The organism is Bacillus sp. 22475 (genome assembly GCF_052044835.1).
GTDB classification, from domain to species: Bacteria; Bacillota; Bacilli; order Bacillales; family Bacillaceae_G; genus Bacillus_A; species Bacillus_A cereus.
Map to the genome: position 1 here is coordinate 230683 of NZ_JBQENW010000001.1, position 17248 is coordinate 247930.

Below are 17248 nucleotides of genomic sequence, written 5' to 3' on the forward strand. Positions count from 1 at the left end.
GAATTTACAGAGAATAATACAACAATCCACTTGCTGGAAAGAACAAACCAAAAGAGGTGACTGAAATGCTTGCGATGGGAGTATTATTTGGCATTATTGCTATAATTGGTTTTATGTGGTTATATTATTCGCGTTCATTTAAACAAGCAGAAGTTTTACTCTTTCAAAAAGGTAGTTTGTTGACAAATCAGTCTAGATATTTAGTATGTCCGAAGTGTGGAAGTGCACAGGCCAGAAGTGGAGGATATCAAGAGTGTTGCAAAATTAGATTATGAAAGAAAGGGAGCCTCACATTATTTTGTGAGGCTTCCTTCCTTACAATTTCATGGCGCTCCAAATTGTCCACCGATCTCTTTCAATAATAGGAGAGACGTTTTGTAATGCGGTCTGGATATGTTGTAGAAGTTGAGAAAGTTCATCATCTGTTAACTCGTATAGAATGGATCGACCTGTTCGAGGAGATAAATCTTGTAGCAGTGCTTCTACAGAATCATGTATTTTTCGTACTTCCCATTGTGTTTGTGTTGGAAGTACGTGAAGAGAATGTTGTTGTAATTCTTTCTGTATCGTGTTGGTTTTTGGTCGTCTTTTTGACTCTATTTCAATGAGTTTTGGAAATATAGAGAAAAAATATCCACGAATGTGTTCGGGACTTCCTGGAATTGTACAATCTTCAATCGTTCGATCTTGTAAAATAAGTACACCGTTTTTCTTTAATATACGAGAAGCTTCACGTAAAAATGTAGGAATGTCTTGTAAATGATGAATAACTGCGCGTGAAATAACTATGTCGAATGTTTCATTAGAACATGGGATATTATGTGCATCACCGTGGATGAATGAAATGTTTGGAAAGCCGTTACAATTTTCTTTTGCAGCTTGTAATATTTCTTTTGAAAAATCAAGCCCAACAACATTTTTGGCTCCCATAAGAGCAAGTTCTTTCGTATAAATCCCGCCACCGCAGCCAATATCAATTATTTGCTTGTTTTGTATGTCTGTAATGTTTTTTACCATTTCAGCCCAAGAAATATGAGCGTTTCTTGTTGCATATGTGTACTTATTATTTGCATCATGAAAATTAATGGACATGATAAAGACCTCCTTTCAATGATTAGTATAGCGTATTTAATAGGATGTCACGTTTTTGTTTTATGTATGAAGATTATAAGGATTTCTTATTGCAAAAGGAGGATTCATTTGAAAGGGAAATATGTATTATTGTTATTTGTTATGCTACTCGTATCTTGTGGTCAAACAGAACCAAAACAAGAACCAAAACAAGAACCAAAACAAGTAGAGGAGACGGTGAATGAAGTGAAAGAAACAATAGGGGTAATCGTTATACAAAAAAAACATAAAGAGAAAAAGTTGCAGGAATCAGAAGCGAAGTTAGTAATAGACATTTTGGATAAAGCTGAGAAACAAGAAATAACCGGAAGCTTCGGTGAACCTGAATATGAAATACAAATTAGTAGAGATGGGAAAAAAGAAACTTATTATGCATGGTTAAGGGGAGAAGATAGACGAGGATGGGTGCAATATAAGAAAGCTATGTATATGCTGAATGAAAAAGATACGGAAAAGCTTTTGGCTATATTTCCAAATGTTTCAGAACAAAAAGAAGATGAGGTGCAGGTAGGTCCTTTAACGGAAGTAACAAAAAAAGATTTGCAGATTACCGCGTTTCATATTAAAGCAGGCGATCAAAACGTGAATTATATGGTACGGTATACGATTTCACAATCACTATACAACAAGTTAGTGAAGGAACAAGAATATTATTTGCAACTTACTTTCCCAGAAAAAGTTCAAAAATTAATTGGAGCAAAAGAGAGTGAAATGATTTTAGGTGAAAAAGTAAAGGAAGGGTATAAGCAATATGAATTGCATGCTACTGTTCCGATAAAAGGTGCTTCAGAATCACAATTAAAATCATTAGAAACATATTACGAAAATTATAATTTGAAAATATTAAACAGTGAAAAAGAAAAAATAGGTGTGTTTCAAAATATAATTCAAATCGTTAAAGAGTATGGTGAAAAAATGAATTTACAAAGATAAAGTGAGATTTTAATTAGTGGGGGATACTCATTTCTCGTTGATTCCCACTTAACTTCGTTGTTCCAATTGAATTTTGAGGTAAGAGTCTTATTGGCTGTAACTGAATTGTAAATTCTATATAGCCTTTCCTAGGAAATGATAATAGAGAGGGGAGAAGAACCCCCTCTCTATTATTTTGCTTTTGCAGATGGCTCATTTATTGATTTTCGTGTAATAAGAAATGAAATCATAAGAGCGGAAAGAATGATAAGAGTGATAAGTAAGTGATTTGGCAACCAATCTAATAATAATACATAGCTCACTGTATAAAAAATAAGAGTTGAAGCTAAAAATGATAAAACACCTATTATGAGAGATTGTAAATTCATTCGTATGCACCTCCTTTATTTATATTTTTGGCTAAAAATGGATTAAATAAACATTATTTCTAACAATAGAAAAAAATATGTCATAATAGAAGAAAGAATAATTTTTAGTGGGTTTTTATGACTCGTTAAAGGGAGTTAAAGGAGAGGAAAATGAAAAATAATAAAAAAGGATTATGGGGAATTATTGTTGCAATAGGATTATTTTTACTGTCTAAGTTAAAGTGGGTATTTGCAATTTTTAAATTAGCAAAGTTTTCAACGGTATTTAGTATGTTTCTATCGCTTGGCGCATACGCAGTTCTATATGGTTGGAAATTTGGAGTGGCGCTTATTTATTTGTTGTTTGTTCATGAAATGGGCCATTTATGGGCTGCGAAAAGAAAGGGAATCCCAACATCGCCAGCAATCTTTATTCCGTTTATGGGGGCCCTTATTGGAATGAAAGAGATGCCGAAAAATGCGAAAGATGAAGCTTACATCGCCTATATGGGGCCGCTTTTCGGGCTTCTGTCATTTTTACCAGCGATTCCACTTTATATAATGACGCAAGAGCCGTTTTGGGCGCTTGTTATTTTGCTTGGAAGTATGATTAATTTCTTTAATTTAATTCCTGTTTCGCCGCTAGATGGTGGGCGAATTATTTCAGTTGTCAGTACTAAAATTTGGGGAGCAGGCCTTATTTTATTACTTGGCTATTCAATTTACTTTAAAAGTATTTTGGGAGGATTTATTGTTATTATCGGTTGTATGGAATTATACAGAGTGATAAAGAGAGATGAGCCGATTAAGGAATTAGGGCATAAAATTGATGGAATGAAAGAATATGTTGCTAGGCTTGAAGAGGAATTAAAAGAAACTCGAGCTGTACATCGGACTATATACATGATGCATCATGAGATGAATGCATTAAGACAAAGAGAACGGGAAAAAGAGTTACAAATAGGTGAACTTCAAAAAATGGAAGTGTTAGAGTATCTTTTACCGAAGTTTGAACCGTTAGATTATGTTCCATATGAAGATGAAAAAGATGAGTATACTATTCACATAAGAGAAGCATTTGAAGCGTCAGAAAAAAAATTAAATGAATGGAAAACAGAAAAGGAACAACAAGAAAACTATTATAAAGTGGATACAAAAACGAAATGGACAGTATTTGCTTGTTATATCGGATTAATAGCTATACTTGGTTATACAGCTTATGAAGGTTATATTGTTTTACAGGAGCATTTGCCAAGACGAAATGTGTAGAAAAATATTGTCGAAATGATAGGAAGAATTAATACAGGGATTATATTTCTACGAGAGAATGTTACAAGTATAGTCATACATTGTAATATCTTTAGTAGAGAAGGAGTTCTGTATATGAAGAAATTGTTAAGTGTATTCGGAATTATTATCGTAATGATCATTGCGAGTTATAGTCTTATGAAAGTGTTGTTACATTATGCGAATAAGCCTGCTGAGGTAAATACAATAGCTCAAGTAGAAGACGTGCAAGAAGAGACAAAAGTGCTAGATTTTATTCGAATGACACATGAAAGCTATAATAATTTCTTAAATTACGGTAAAGCAGAGAATTATACAGACGGGGATTGGAAGCAATTTAAGCAATGGTTTCAACAACAAGAACCATCTTTAAAAAATATACATACCGAAATAAAGAATGAAAAAATAAAACACGATGTAAATAGAAGCTATGAAATTGTAAAAAAAGGTGTGGAACTTCAAAATATTGAGTATGTAGTGTATGCCCACCGTGTATATCATGACTTGGATATTATCTTAAATAAATATAGAGGTGAAACGAATATCTGGGGGTATACGGAGTTTGGTGATGGGAAAGATAGAAAGATAATTGAACAAGCTATACAAACAAAATAATAAGCTAGCTAGAATTCTAGTTAGCTTATTTTCTTTTGTAAATGCAATGTTCATATATTATTCACAAAAACAACGTGTTAATAGTGATTAAAATCACAATCTGCATTATAAGATTCAGTTAAACTAAAAACAGTTAAGGAAATAGAGGAGTGGGATACAATGTTAAGTGCAAAAACAATTGAAATCGTAAAGTCAACAGTACCATTATTACAAGAAAAAGGCGTTGAAATTACAACGAGATTTTATCAAATTTTATTTTCAGAACATCCGGAGTTATTGAATATTTTTAACCATACGAATCAGAAAAAGGGAAGACAACAACAAGCGTTAGCGAATGCTGTTTATGCAGCTGCAACGTACATTGATAATTTAGAAGCAATTATTCCAGTTGTAAAACAAATTGGTCATAAGCATAGAAGTTTAGGTATTAAAGCTGAGCATTATCCGATTGTAGGTACATGTTTACTACGTGCCATTAAAGAAGTCGCAGGTGCACCTGATGAAGTTTTAAATGCATGGGGAGAAGCATATGGTGTCATTGCTGATGCATTTATTAGCATTGAAGCAGAGATGTATGAAGAAGCTGCACATAAAGAAGGTGGATGGAAAGACTTCCGCAACTTTGTGATTGTTAAAAAAGTGAAGGAAAGCGATGTTATTACGTCATTTTATTTGAAACCTGAAGATGGAGGGAAAGTTTCTTCATTCATCCCAGGTCAATATGTAACGGTTCAAATCAATATTGAAGGTGAGACATATACACATAATCGTCAATACAGTTTATCTGATGCACCTGGGAAAGAATATTATCGTATTAGTGTAAAGAAAGAAAAAGGTGTAGATACACCAGACGGTAAAGTGTCTAATTACTTACATGAACATGTAAAAGAAGGAGATGTTTTACCAGTAAGTGCACCAGCGGGAGATTTCGTGTTAAATATGGATTCAACATTACCAGTTGTACTAATTAGTGGTGGAGTAGGGATTACACCGATGATGAGTATGTTAAATACGTTAATTGAACAAGATTCAAAACGTAATGTATATTTTGTTCATGCAGCAATAAATAGTAATACACATGCAATGAAAGAACACGTTAAGGCAGTAGAAAATGAATATGAACAAGTTAAAGCATATACTTGTTATTCTGCACCGACTGAAAAAGATTTAGAAATGAAGAACTTTGATAAAGAAGGTTTCGTTGAAAGCGAATGGTTAAAAACTATTATTCCGACAACTGAAGCAGAATTTTATTTCTGTGGTCCAGTAGCATTTATGAAGCATATAAATGCTGCACTAACTGATTTAGGTGTGAAACAAGAGCATATTCATTATGAATTTTTCGGCCCAGCAACAAGCTTACAATAAGACGGATGAGAATAAACAAAAAAACGAGGTATTTATTTTACCTCGTTTTTTATTTGTTCTCGTAATAAACGGTTAACTGTTTCACGGCGTATGCCTATCAGTTGACCAATTTCAGTTTGTGTTAATATTTCATATATAGGAATGTCACCTAAATATAATGTGAACCATTCTTGTAAACGATGAAGACGTTCTTTTGGTGAGACGGTTGTCAATTGATCAATTCGTTGTTGCATCATTCTTAATTTCGATTGCAATTGCATAGCGATGTTGGCATATGATTCAGGATTTGCTTGAAGTCTCTCATACCATTCACTACTAGTAATTGGTTCCACTTCTGTTTTTATTAAAGCGATAGCTGTACCGTGATATTCTTTCGGTGAAATTAAAGAATGATGAGGTATCGTTTCACCTGGAACGATAATGTTGAATAAAAATGGTGTTCCGTCTTCTTCTAACCGAACTACTTTTAATAAGCCTGTTTTTATAAAGTATAAAGGACCGTCCTCGCCTTGACGGAATAGTACATCTCCTTTGTGTAGAATCAATGTTAGCCCCCCATTAATATGTTTCTATTTCTTCTATTTTAGCGTATATGTATATAGACAATATGCTATTTCAACAGCAATTTCATTGACGAAATGTATGCTATTACAGTAGTATACTATTTAGTGTGTAATAGTACTAGCAATGAATACGCTGTAGGGGGTTTAGTATATTGTTAGATGCGATGAGAATGACGGATATGAGAATTCCGGCGAATGCTATCATTCATGTAGAAGAGATGAAAGGTGGAGTCGTTTTATCCGTTGAAGTAGACGGCCAAATTATTTATACGATGGCTTATGATGAAGAAACAGATAGTTATGCTGAATTATATGATCGAAATGATAAGAGGGCGTGCCAAGTACATGAAGACTTTATGGGATGGTCACTTCTTCACTAAAAAAGATGTCAATATGACATCTTTTTTTATTAAATCGATAGAATATACAAAGAAATGAAATATAAGGATAAAATTTGTAATAATTGATTTTGCATTGTTAGCACTCTGTAACTGCAAGTGAACTATTTTTTCGCTATCATAAAGATAACAGTCGCAGTTATAGGAGTGGTCAACTTGAAGAAAGTACATATTTCAAATTATATGTTATTATGTGTTTGTTTAATTTTATTTGTTCTCCTCGGAGGATTTTTATATTCATGTGTATAAGAAAAACGCATTCTAAAAAGAATACGTTATAAAAGGGAAATAATGATTAATCTAGTTCCAAGAATAATTAACGTAATACGTAATAAATTAATTACGGCGTTACCACTTAGTTTTGTATTAATGTAAGCCCCGATTTTTCCGCCGATCCATGCACCAGGAATAAGGATTAATGCATAAATCCAGCTGACATTTCCAAGTGAGATGTGAGTTGCAGAACTTACAATTGCTGATAGAAATACGATGAACATTGAAGTTGCTACTGCAATATGTGCTGGGAATGCAAAAAGAAGCATCATTGCTGGAACAAGTAAGGCACCGCCACCAATTCCAAATAACCCAGATATAAACCCAACTATAAAGGCAATAAAGATAGCAAGAAACGGTGGGAATTGGTAGTGTACAGTATTTCCATCATTATCTGTAAAAGAACGCTTAATTACAGACGTATTTGAGAGGGAAAGAGGTTTTAATTTGTCTCGAAGCATAAGTAGAATTGAGACGAATATAAGGAAAACCCCAAAGTATAAAGAAAATGTGTCTTGGTTTAAAAATTTATTTGCCCATGATCCGATAATACCACCAGGGCCGCTTCCGATAAATAAAATAAGTCCACTTTTATAATCTACTCGTTTATGCTTCATATAAGTAAGGGTGGAAGATAGCCCTGTAAAAACGACTGTTACCATAGAAGTCCCTACTGCAAGTTGTGGTGATAAACTGTGTAATCCAATTAATAACGGAACAATAATAATTCCGCCTCCAAGCCCAACTAGGCTGCCGACTGTCCCGGCGATTAGTCCGATGAAAAGTAACATGATGTATTCCAAAATTGCCAACTCCTCTAAATAACTTATCCACCAATTATTATACACGCTTTTTAATGAGAAATAGGCTTGTTCACAAAAAAGTCGTCTTCCTAGAAAAATAAGGAAGACGACTTTTGATTAGAAAACAAAATCTAATAGGTAGTAAAATAGAGCAGCTAAAGAAGCTGAAATAGGAAGTGTAATAACCCATGTAATTAACATACGTTTTGCAGTTCCCCATTTTACCCCTTTCACACGGTGAGAAGCACCAACCCCTAAAATAGAAGAAGAGATAACGTGCGTCGTACTAACCGGTAAGTGAATGAATGTCGCACCGAAAATAACAAGTGATGATGATAAATCGGCAGCTACACCATTTACAGGACGAATTTTCATAATTTGTCCACCGACAGTTTTAATAATTTTCCAACCACCGACAGAAGTACCAAGCCCCATTGCGATAGCACAAGATAATTGTACCCAGAACGGAATATCGCTAGAAGTATGATAGTTATTAGCCATAAGAGCCATCGTAATGATTCCCATTGCTTTTTGTGCATCATTCGTACCGTGTGTATAGGCTTGTAATGCTGCAGTGAAAATCTGGAATATACGGAAGTTTTTGTTCGTTTTCGTTAAGTTAAAGTTTTTAAAGACCACTTTAAAAATACTGTATACGATATAACCAATAACGAAAGCGATAATTGGTGAAATGATTAAAGCTTCAAGAATTTTAATGAATCCTTTAAGGTTTAATGAGCTAATACCAGCAGCAGCAATGGCTGCACCTGCGATTGAGCCAATAATTGCATGCGAAGAACTACTTGGGATACCGTAGTACCAAGTAATTAAGTTCCATGCTATCGCCGCAAGTAAAGCAGCTAAAATTACAAGAGAACCATTTTGTAAAGCAAATGGGTCAACGATATCTTTTGTAATCGTTTTTGCTACACCTGTAAATGTCATTGCACCTAAAAAGTTCATAATAGCTGCCATAATAATTGCATGTCTAGGCTTTAGAGCTTTCGTTGAAACAGCCGTTGCAATAGCGTTTGCTGTATCGTGAAATCCATTGATAAAGTCAAAAGCTAAAGCGCAAATGACTACTAAAACGGTCAGTATCAAGAGTGTATCCATGATCAAACTCCTTACGCGTTCTTCATAATAATTGTTTCTAATACGTTTGCAACGCTTTGACAGCTATCAGCTACTTCTTCAAGCTCTTCGTAAATCTCTTTAAATTGAATAATCTTAATCGGATCTTTTTCACGAGAGAATAAGTGCTTAATCGCATGACGGCGAATATCATCACACTGTGATTCATAATCCTTAATCTTAATCGCATTTGTACGAATGTCGACTAATTTTTTGTTAGACATTAATTCAACAGAGTTTGCAATCTCAATCGCACATTGATTAATTGCTTCTACGAATTTAATCATGTATTCATCAGCTTCTGTAATAGAATACATTTCGAATAGACCAGCACTGTGATCTAATCCGTCTAATACATCATCCATACTCATTGCAAGTTGTAGGATGTCCTCACGCTCAATCGGAGTGATAAACGCTTTGTTTAACTCCATAATGATTTCGTGAATAAATGAGTCACCTTTTGACTCATATTCTTTCATGCGCATAGAAAACTCTTTTAAATCGCTAGCATTTTTAATTTTATACTCCACGAAAAATTGCGCGCCTTCTTTTAAATTTTCGGAAACATTCATTAACATTTCAGAAAATTTATCTTTTTTTGATTTAAAGACCATTATTGTTACCCCCACAAAAGTAATATATGTAAAATATATTGGCTAATCAATTCTAACAAAAAACTGTCGTTTTTTAAAACATTTTATCGAAAAGTTTACAAAAACTTAACATAACTCTCGTTGTTCTATTAATAATATTAATATCCAATAGTGAATATCTTACTTGTAGAATGTCCTTTTCTTGCAAAAAGTATGAATGTAAAAGAAAAGCTTTACACTATAGGAATGACTACGTTATTATAATAAATTTAAAAGGCGGTATATTCTTCCTTTTAAAAAGAAGAGTGTAAATAAATGAAGGAAGTGAACGAATGAAATTGAAGAACACTCATTTTAAAAAAATGCTTGAGTGGTTCAATAAGAGGAAGAAACTTCGTAATTTATTAATTGTATTGGGAAGTGTACTCGTTACTCTATTTATTGCTGTAAATATAATAATTTCCATTCAAGACATATCTGAATTAAAACAAGCTGTTCCACAACCGACTTTAATTTATGATGCAAATAATGAGGTCGCAACTAAATTAGCTTCTTCGAAAACAGAAGGCGTTAAAAGAAAAGATATTCCTGATATTATGGTTCAGGCAATTGTTGCAGTAGAAGATAAGGAATTTTTTAACCATCATGGTATTTATTATAGTGGAATTATAAGTGCGGTTTTTAAAAATATTACAGCAGGAGAAGTTGTAGCAGGGGGAAGTACAATTACACAGCAGCTTGCGAAGAATGTATTTCTGACACAAGATCGTACATTTTCTCGTAAAATAAAGGAATACTTTTTAACGAAAAAAATAGAACGTACTTATACAAAAGATGAAATTATTGAAATGTATATGAATCAAATTTATTTTGGGGAAGGTGCTTGGGGGATAAAGAGGGCAGCTAAATCTTATTTTGATAAAGAGGTAAAAGATTTATCAATTTCAGAAGCTGCAACGATCGCGGGCTTAATTAAAGCGCCGTCTGCGTATTCGCCTTATAAAAACTTTAATAAATCAATTGAACGACGTAATGTCGTATTAAGTTTAATGAAGGAACAAGGATATATTTCTGAAGAGCAATACAATAAAGAAAAAGAGTCAGGACTTGTATTAAAACGTGGGGTTGATGATAAATATAAAGGTAAATACTCCCAATATGTGGACTATATAGTTAGGGAAGCGATGGATAAGTATGAATTAACACAAAATGAAATTTTAGCAGGTGGTTATCGTATTTATACTGAGCTGGATCCGAAAAAACAACAAGCTGTAGAAGATGTTGTGAATAATGATAGTTATTTCAAAGATAGTGGCTCAGATCAACTTATGCAAACGGGTGTAGTCCTTATAAATCCCAAAACAGGCGGTGTTCCAGCTTTAGTTGGGGGGAGAGGACCATATCAGTTTTTACAATTTAATCATGCTACGCAATTAAAAAGACAGCCAGGTTCAACATTAAAGCCTCTAGCTGTATATGTACCCGCTTTAGAACAAGGGTATGAGGTATACGATATATTAAAGGATGAACCATTTCATATTAAAGAATATGAACCTAAAAATAGTGATCAGGCTTTTCATGGTAATGTGACAATGTATGAAGCGGTAGCAAAATCGTATAATGTTTCTGCTGTGTGGCTATTAGAACAAATAGGATTAGATAAAGGATTGAAATCTTTAGAGCGATTTGGTATTCCATTAGTACCAGAAGACCGTACGTATCCAATTGCTTTAGGTGGGATGCATGTAGGGACATCACCATTTGTAATGGCCCAAGCATATAGTACATTTGCTAATGATGGGGTTCAAGTAGAGGCTCATGCAATTAGAGAAGTTCAAAATGCTGAAGGGGAAATAATAGGGAAATGGTATAAGAAAGAGACACGAGTGACGAGTGAGAAAATCTCTCAAAAGATGACGTATTTATTAAAAGGTGTTGTAGAAAAGGGAACAGGTGGAAAAGCGAAAGTTAATAATGTTGATACAGCAGGAAAGACAGGGACGACTCAACTTGTAAATGGCCCGAGCGTAGGGGCAAAGGACTCGTGGTTTGTAGGATACACACCAGATTTAGTAGGTGCGATTTGGGTAGGATATGACAAAACAGATAGCGAGCATTATGTTCCGGGTGGTAGCCAAATTACAACGACGATGTTCCGGGATATCATGAAAAAAGCAAATGCAAACCCAGCCCAAAAAGCGTTCCAATTGTCGTTAATATCTGAGGCGGACTATAAAAAACAATTGCAAACAATTGAAGAAGAAAAGCGAAGAAAAGAAGAAGAAAAGAAAAGGCAAGAAGAAGAGCAACAAAGGAAAAAAGAACAGCAAGAGTGGTTTGATAAAGTGAAAGAGTGGATTCCATCATTATGGTAAAAAAAGAGGCGAATTTCATTATTCGCCTCTTTCTCGTGTGAAAAATAAAGTGAGCTCATAATGAGTGAGATAAATGCTACTATTCATTAAGAGTAATGTTCGTACTGCCAAAGGATTGAGAATCGTATGTGACGATTATTGTTCCTTTACTAATCGGTTCGTAAGGTAATTCTTCTTCATAACTACCATTATTTTCATTATGGATAGACAGCGTGATTTCATCAATTCCTTTATTTGTATACTGATCTTTAATCGTTTCAGCAATTTGAAGTAGAGTTTCGTAATTAGAAGCTTTCGTAATAAGCATTCCTTTTATAACTTTTTTTTCATTATTTGTGGAATTGGAATAAGGGATGTCGTTTTGTTTCGTATACAAAAGTTTGTATGGAACTGTTTTTCTCTCTGCGTTTGAAATAGTGGAGTATTTTAGAGTTAAAAAAAATCCTACACATAAAATAATGCATACCATAAGAGCAATCCAAATGCGTATCAGTGACATAACTCTCATTTTTCATCCCTCTTTCATATCTTTGACTTCATTATTTATCATACAAAATGAGGATTAAGATAGAGTAAATTTGAGGTAAAGAAACGTAAAGAAGGAGCACTTATCCTCCCAAATAAGTGCTCCTTTTTATATAAAGAGAGATTTAATACACAGTCAATTAAACATATCACTATAAATATGATTATTTGGCGAAAATTAGTAAATTCGGAAGACAGTTAGTACTGCAGTTGTTTCACCTGTGTTTGGAATAGAGATAGTATTTGCTGTAGGTTGTACAGAGATTGTTGTACCAGCTGTTAAAGTAATAATCGTTGAGAAAGAAACCGCACTACCGATAACGTTAGTTGAAAAATTACGACTAGGTGGTTGGCCGTTAAATGAAAGACCAAAACCAAATGGTGAAGAGCCTGGGAAGGTTGTAGATGCGGAGAAGTTAATATCGTATACGCCAGTTTCTAAAACAGTTAGAGTATCAGACCCGTTAAAGGAGAGGTTTGTTAATTCGAATGTTTCATTGAATTGTATATTGCTTCCTGGTGATACTGTTTGTGCATTTGTGTTACCTAAGACAGCTGTAGTTACAGGAATTGGAGTACCCGCTGGTCCTGTTGCGCCAGTAGCACCTGCTGGACCTTGAACGCCTTGCGCACCTTGCGCACCAGTAGCGCCTGCTGGACCTTGAGCGCCTTGAGCACCAGTAGCGCCCGCTGGACCTTGCGCACCTTGAGCACCGGTAGCGCCAGTAGCGCCTGCTGGACCTTGAATACCTTGCGCACCTTGAGGCCCAGTAGCACCTTGAGCCCCCGCTGGTCCCTGAGCACCTTGAGGTCCTTGAGCGCCCGCTGGCCCTTGAGGTCCAGTAGCCCCCGTAGCCCCTGTTGCACCAGTAGCACCTCCACCTAGGCAACCAGATCCATATTGAACTAAGATAGCTTGAATTTCTGAAATGAGCTTAACGAGTTTATCGATAGCACAGCAATCGATTTTGAATAACTTAGCGATATACAATAAATAATTAAGCAGGCTTTGTAGTTCAACGTATAATGCTCCGCATGAGAAAGGTTTTGTTTTTAAAATAGTTAATAGGTTAGCAATAATAGAATTTCCGATTTGTTTTTGTGCAGGAGACAAATCTAAGCAATTGAGGAATTTTTGTAGGTTATTTAGGACATCAATTAAGTTATTGATATTAACTTGGGAATGGTTTTGAAAGACAGCTTGAATAACTTGGCCGAGAGCTTGAAGAAGTCTAACAAATTCTTTAAGTTCGGACTTAGAGATGTTGATATAACTACAAGCTCTTACTTCGCAACAATCATTACCATAAAATACTTTCCCTTTATTTTTGTTGTTCATCTTTTCATTCCTTTCTTTCATAGAATAAATAGTCGTTACTATATATTGAAATGAAATTTAAGCTAAATTTGTGATGGACAAACTACCATTTCTAAAAAAATTAAGAAGTTTACCTATCTGATAAAAACCATTAAGAGATAGAGAAAAATCTATATGTTTTAAAGAGACGGGCGTAGTATAAAAACTCCCCTTAATTGTTAGAGTATGTCTAACAATTAAGGGGAGTTCACAAAACAGTCTTGTCACTTTATAGGTTAATTGCTTCACGATTTGTTTTAGGTAAAATCGGAATAGAAATAGTGAAGGTTGTACCGTCTGGAGTACTAGTCATTTTGAGCGTACCGTTATGATTTTGGATGATTTTTTTTGTTACTGACAAGCCTAGTCCTGTTCCCGAATCCTTCGTTGAGAAGAATGGATCAAAGATATATTCTTGAATAGCTGAAGGAATACCAATTCCATTATCTGTGAAAGTAATCCGAACGAAGTTATCTAGTCGATAACTAGTGATTTGAATAGAAAGAGGTTTTTCGCCTTGAGCATCGACAGCATTTTGAAATAGGTTTAAAAACACTTGAACAAGTTCATGTCGATCAATATTGACTAAAATATCATCTAATTCATTAGAGAAGTTATAATCAATTGAAATGTTATGCAAGGAGACTTCACTAGCTAGTAACTGTTGAATATAGTCACGTAAAAATGTATTGATCGGAAACGGTTCTCTTGTAAATTCCCGTGTTTTTGAAACAGCTAAAAATTTTGTAATAATATTATTTGCACGATCTAATTCAGGGATAAGCAAGTTTTTAAATAACTCTTGATTTGATGTAGAAACGCTTTCTTGTAAAAATTGTAAGTATCCTCGTACTGTTGTAAGAGGATTTCGTACTTCGTGTGCAATTCCAGCTGCGATTCGCCCTGCTAACGAAAACTTCTCTGCATCACGTTCTGTATTTAAATAATGAAAGACACTAATAACTCTAAAAATCTCACCGTTATAATCACGAATAATTCGGTTATTTATAATACCGTAATTTTTGTCTAAAACTTCTTCATTATATATCTCTGTTCCCGTTCTTAATGTTTCAATTGCTTTAATTTTTTCTTCCGGCAAGTTTAGTAATTGTTGAATTGGTTTTCCAATAATATCATTGCGTATTACACCGAAATCATCTGCGGCAACTTGATTACATAAAGTAATATTCCCTTTACTATCGACAAAGGTTACATGATGTGAAAAGGCATCAAAAATATGAACAAAGTGTTTTTCAAGTTGTTCAAATAAAAATAATGAATCACAAGTAAGTTGAAAATTAGCTTCTTTATTTTCTTTTGGTATTTCTTGAATGGAATGAGTTGTTCTGGTTTTCTTTATTCGTAAACCAATATGTGGATTTTTGTATGTGAAATGATGTGGTAATTGATTCACAAGTTCTTCATAAAAACGTACTTTATTTTCTAGTTCTTCAATTCGTTTTTCATGAGATACAGTAGCATCGTTTGGAAGCATAAATAAATAACCCCTCATTTTAAAAATTCTTCCATATAGTATATCATATTTTTATAAGGATACTCTTAAAGAAAGGGCTACATGATGCAAAGTGTTTGGAAAGTGAATAGAAGATGAAGTTAAAAAGGGAGGGATATATGTGCTGTTCATTGGAGTGACAGGATGGGGAGATCATAATTCTTTATACATAGATTCCTATGAAAATAGAAATAAATTACGAACATATAGCGAGTATTTTCCTATTGTGGAAGTGGATAGTTCATTTTACGCGATGCAACCTGCACGAAATTATATAAAATGGGCAATGGAAACGCCGAAAGATTTTTCTTTTGTCGTAAAAGCGTATCAAGGAATGACAGGGCATATGAAAGGTGAAATTCCTTTTTCTACGTTCGATGAGATGTTTGATGTGTATAAGCAGTCTATTCTTCCTTTATTAGAAGCTGATAAATTAAAAACAATTTTATTTCAATATCCACCATGGTTTGATTGCAAAAAGAAAAATGTAGATTTTCTTCGATATACGAAAGAAAAAATGGAAGGTTTACCATGTGCAATAGAATTTCGAAATCAAACATGGTTTTATCCAGAAATGAGAGATAAGACGTTACAGTTTCTAGAACAGGAGAAATGGGTTCATACAATTTGTGATGAACCACAGGCTGGGATAGGTTCTGTGCCACTCGTATTAGAGGTTACGAATTCAGACATGGCATTAATACGTTTTCACGGTCGAAATGTTCATGGTTGGCTTGATAAAGGGGAAAATTGGAGAGCGGTTCGCTGTTTATATCGCTACAACAATAAAGAACTGGAAGAATGGGTTGAACGACTAGAGCAATTAAAAAAGAAAACAAAGGATATATACGTACTGTTTAACAACAATTCAGGTGGGGATGCAGCAGATAATGCGAAACAGCTTATGAAAATGATGAACATTACATATGGTGAGCCGAAGCCGGAGCAATTAAATTTTTTTGAATGATAATAAACAAGAAAGGCACTGTACAAACAGGGGGAATGTACAGTGCCTTTCTATATGAAAAAGAGGGGTAACAATGTTACTGAGCGTTTGGTTGATTCATCAATTGTTGGCTTCATAATAAATGATAATGGTTATCATTATCATTGTCAATGGTTTTTCTAAAAATATATAAAAAACTTTGTATATTTTAAATAGAGATAAAAAAAGAACAGCATTAATGCTGTTCTTTTCCGTTGACGAATTGTTGTAAATCAAAAGGAGTTATCGCCTGGATAAATTCTTTTGAGATAAGTGTTTGAACGAGAGTGCTCTCAGAGATAGAAGCACCTGTTTTCTTTTCATAAGCTTGTTTTAATAAATCAAGTTTTTCAGCCGTTTCTTTTGGTAATTCAATTGTAAGTGTGTTCATAATTTCTCCCCCTTATTATTAGAGTACCACTACAGTATAGGAGAGACAAGAAAAGAGAATATGAAATATAAAAAAGGTTACCAAATTTTCAAATGGTAACCTTTTTTATGTATAAGAGTTATTAAGCAATACCGATATACTTTAAAGTTTTCGATGGAGTACTGTGATCAAAGAAGTGTTGTAAAAATGCAATATCAACACCTGATTTGTATGCACAATAACCCCAAGTTTTTCGAAGTGTATGTGAGCTAATCCCTTCTAATCCAACTTCTTTTGCAGCTTTGTTTAAAATGTACCATGCATGTTGTCTCGTAATAGATTTTGTTCCTTTTTGAGATTTTAACAATGGTTCATTACGTTTCCAAGTTTTACGTTCTTTCATGTAGTCTTCGATTGCGTGCTGTAAGTCTTCATTTACAGCAAACCATTTATGTTTCTTCACTTTTTCATTGTAAAATAAAATGGAATGGCGAACATTTTCATTTTCATCGATTACATCACTAACTTTTAATTGTAAGATTTCACTTACTTTTAAGCCAGAATTTACAGCTAATACGAATAATAAGCCATCACGTTTCGAAGATTGTAAAAGTATATTTTTGATAGTTTCTAATTGTTTTTCATTTTGAATAGGTTGTCCTGCTTGTTTCATTTCAC

Annotated in this window: 19 protein-coding genes; 8 read left to right on the forward strand and 11 right to left on the reverse strand. The window is 34.1% G+C overall.

All coding sequences use genetic code 11. The features are described from left to right. The first annotated feature begins 65 nt into the window (after nt 1-65). Nucleotides 66-275 (forward strand): hypothetical protein, encoded by a 210-nt coding sequence (locus tag ACTJJY_RS01265; RefSeq protein ID WP_000880630.1) that lies wholly within the window; start codon nt 66-68, stop codon nt 273-275. Nucleotides 276-315: 40 nt separating this feature from the next. On the opposite strand, the gene ACTJJY_RS01270 is transcribed toward ACTJJY_RS01265, so the two are convergent. Beyond that, a complete protein-coding gene (locus ACTJJY_RS01270; protein ID WP_440604830.1) occupies nt 316-1092 on the reverse strand; it encodes a class I SAM-dependent methyltransferase in 777 nt (258 codons plus the stop codon). 108 nt (nt 1093-1200) lie between these two features. Between ACTJJY_RS01270 and ACTJJY_RS01275 the strand changes: the two genes are divergently transcribed. Next, nucleotides 1201-2064 (forward strand): hypothetical protein, encoded by an 864-nt coding sequence (locus ACTJJY_RS01275; protein WP_440604831.1) that lies wholly within the window; start codon nt 1201-1203, stop codon nt 2062-2064. A 170-nt stretch (nt 2065-2234) separates the two neighbouring features. Here ACTJJY_RS01275 and ACTJJY_RS01280 read toward each other — a convergent pair whose 3' ends face one another. Continuing rightward, the gene (locus ACTJJY_RS01280) at nt 2235-2432 is read right to left on the reverse strand and encodes a hypothetical protein (RefSeq protein ID WP_098613031.1); all 198 of its coding nucleotides are present in this window, start codon (nt 2430-2432) and stop codon (nt 2235-2237) included. Nucleotides 2433-2582: 150 nt separating this feature from the next. Here ACTJJY_RS01280 and ACTJJY_RS01285 point away from each other — a divergent pair, with 150 nt between their 5' ends. From ACTJJY_RS01285 to hmpA, 3 genes are all read left to right on the forward strand, one after another. Beyond that, nucleotides 2583-3680, forward strand: coding sequence for a site-2 protease family protein (locus tag ACTJJY_RS01285; RefSeq protein ID WP_440604832.1), 1098 nt, complete (start codon nt 2583-2585; stop codon nt 3678-3680). 114 nt (nt 3681-3794) lie between these two features. Next, nucleotides 3795-4313: a hypothetical protein gene (locus ACTJJY_RS01290; RefSeq protein ID WP_440604833.1), complete on the forward strand. Its 519-nt coding sequence runs from the start codon at nt 3795-3797 to the stop codon at nt 4311-4313. 159 nt (nt 4314-4472) lie between these two features. Then, the gene (gene hmpA, locus ACTJJY_RS01295) at nt 4473-5681 is read left to right on the forward strand and encodes an NO-inducible flavohemoprotein (RefSeq protein WP_000947339.1); all 1209 of its coding nucleotides are present in this window, start codon (nt 4473-4475) and stop codon (nt 5679-5681) included. Between the two features lie 32 nt (nt 5682-5713). Here hmpA and ACTJJY_RS01300 read toward each other — a convergent pair whose 3' ends face one another. Continuing rightward, complete coding sequence (locus ACTJJY_RS01300) at nt 5714-6226, reverse strand: Crp/Fnr family transcriptional regulator (RefSeq protein WP_000600585.1); 513 nt, start codon at nt 6224-6226, stop codon at nt 5714-5716. A gap of 170 nt (nt 6227-6396) precedes the next feature. Between ACTJJY_RS01300 and ACTJJY_RS01305 the strand changes: the two genes are divergently transcribed. Then, nucleotides 6397-6624, forward strand: coding sequence for a hypothetical protein (locus tag ACTJJY_RS01305; protein WP_000883009.1), 228 nt, complete (start codon nt 6397-6399; stop codon nt 6622-6624). Between the two features lie 293 nt (nt 6625-6917). Here the strand turns inward: ACTJJY_RS01305 and ACTJJY_RS01310 are convergent, their stop codons facing one another. The 3 genes from ACTJJY_RS01310 to ACTJJY_RS01320 form a co-directional block, all read right to left on the reverse strand. After that, a complete protein-coding gene (locus ACTJJY_RS01310; protein WP_053564902.1) occupies nt 6918-7718 on the reverse strand; it encodes a sulfite exporter TauE/SafE family protein in 801 nt (266 codons plus the stop codon). Nucleotides 7719-7835: 117 nt separating this feature from the next. Then, a complete protein-coding gene (locus ACTJJY_RS01315) occupies nt 7836-8834 on the reverse strand; it encodes an anion permease (RefSeq protein WP_440604834.1) in 999 nt (332 codons plus the stop codon). A gap of 11 nt (nt 8835-8845) precedes the next feature. Continuing rightward, the gene (locus ACTJJY_RS01320) at nt 8846-9466 is read right to left on the reverse strand and encodes a DUF47 domain-containing protein (RefSeq protein WP_000231447.1); all 621 of its coding nucleotides are present in this window, start codon (nt 9464-9466) and stop codon (nt 8846-8848) included. A gap of 311 nt (nt 9467-9777) precedes the next feature. On the opposite strand from ACTJJY_RS01320, the gene ACTJJY_RS01325 reads away from it, so the two are divergent. Continuing rightward, on the forward strand, nt 9778-11820 hold the full coding sequence (locus tag ACTJJY_RS01325; RefSeq protein ID WP_440604835.1) for a transglycosylase domain-containing protein: 2043 nt from the start codon (nt 9778-9780) through the stop codon (nt 11818-11820). Between the two features lie 79 nt (nt 11821-11899). Here the strand turns inward: ACTJJY_RS01325 and ACTJJY_RS01330 are convergent, their stop codons facing one another. The 3 genes from ACTJJY_RS01330 to ACTJJY_RS01340 all read right to left on the reverse strand — a co-directional run bounded on the left by ACTJJY_RS01330 (nt 11900) and on the right by ACTJJY_RS01340 (nt 15197). Further along, on the reverse strand, nt 11900-12328 hold the full coding sequence (locus ACTJJY_RS01330) for a hypothetical protein (protein ID WP_440604836.1): 429 nt from the start codon (nt 12326-12328) through the stop codon (nt 11900-11902). A 195-nt stretch (nt 12329-12523) separates the two neighbouring features. After that, nucleotides 12524-13684, reverse strand: coding sequence for a Gly-Xaa-Xaa repeat protein (locus ACTJJY_RS01335; RefSeq protein WP_440604837.1), 1161 nt, complete (start codon nt 13682-13684; stop codon nt 12524-12526). Nucleotides 13685-13931: 247 nt separating this feature from the next. Beyond that, nucleotides 13932-15197, reverse strand: a complete 1266-nt coding sequence (locus ACTJJY_RS01340) for an ATP-binding protein (RefSeq protein WP_440604838.1) — start codon at nt 15195-15197, stop codon at nt 13932-13934. Nucleotides 15198-15336: 139 nt separating this feature from the next. Between ACTJJY_RS01340 and ACTJJY_RS01345 the strand changes: the two genes are divergently transcribed. Then, nucleotides 15337-16182, forward strand: coding sequence for a DUF72 domain-containing protein (locus ACTJJY_RS01345; RefSeq protein ID WP_000897364.1), 846 nt, complete (start codon nt 15337-15339; stop codon nt 16180-16182). Between the two features lie 214 nt (nt 16183-16396). Here ACTJJY_RS01345 and ACTJJY_RS01350 read toward each other — a convergent pair whose 3' ends face one another. Together ACTJJY_RS01350 and ACTJJY_RS01355 are read right to left on the reverse strand one after the other, a co-directional pair. Next, nucleotides 16397-16591 carry a DUF3924 domain-containing protein gene (locus ACTJJY_RS01350; protein WP_001094860.1) on the reverse strand — a complete coding sequence of 65 codons (195 nt, stop codon included), beginning with the start codon at nt 16589-16591 and terminating at the stop codon, nt 16397-16399. Nucleotides 16592-16712: 121 nt separating this feature from the next. Further along, complete coding sequence (locus tag ACTJJY_RS01355) at nt 16713-17243, reverse strand: tyrosine-type recombinase/integrase (protein WP_000806236.1); 531 nt, start codon at nt 17241-17243, stop codon at nt 16713-16715. Between the last annotated feature and the right edge of the window lie 5 nt (nt 17244-17248).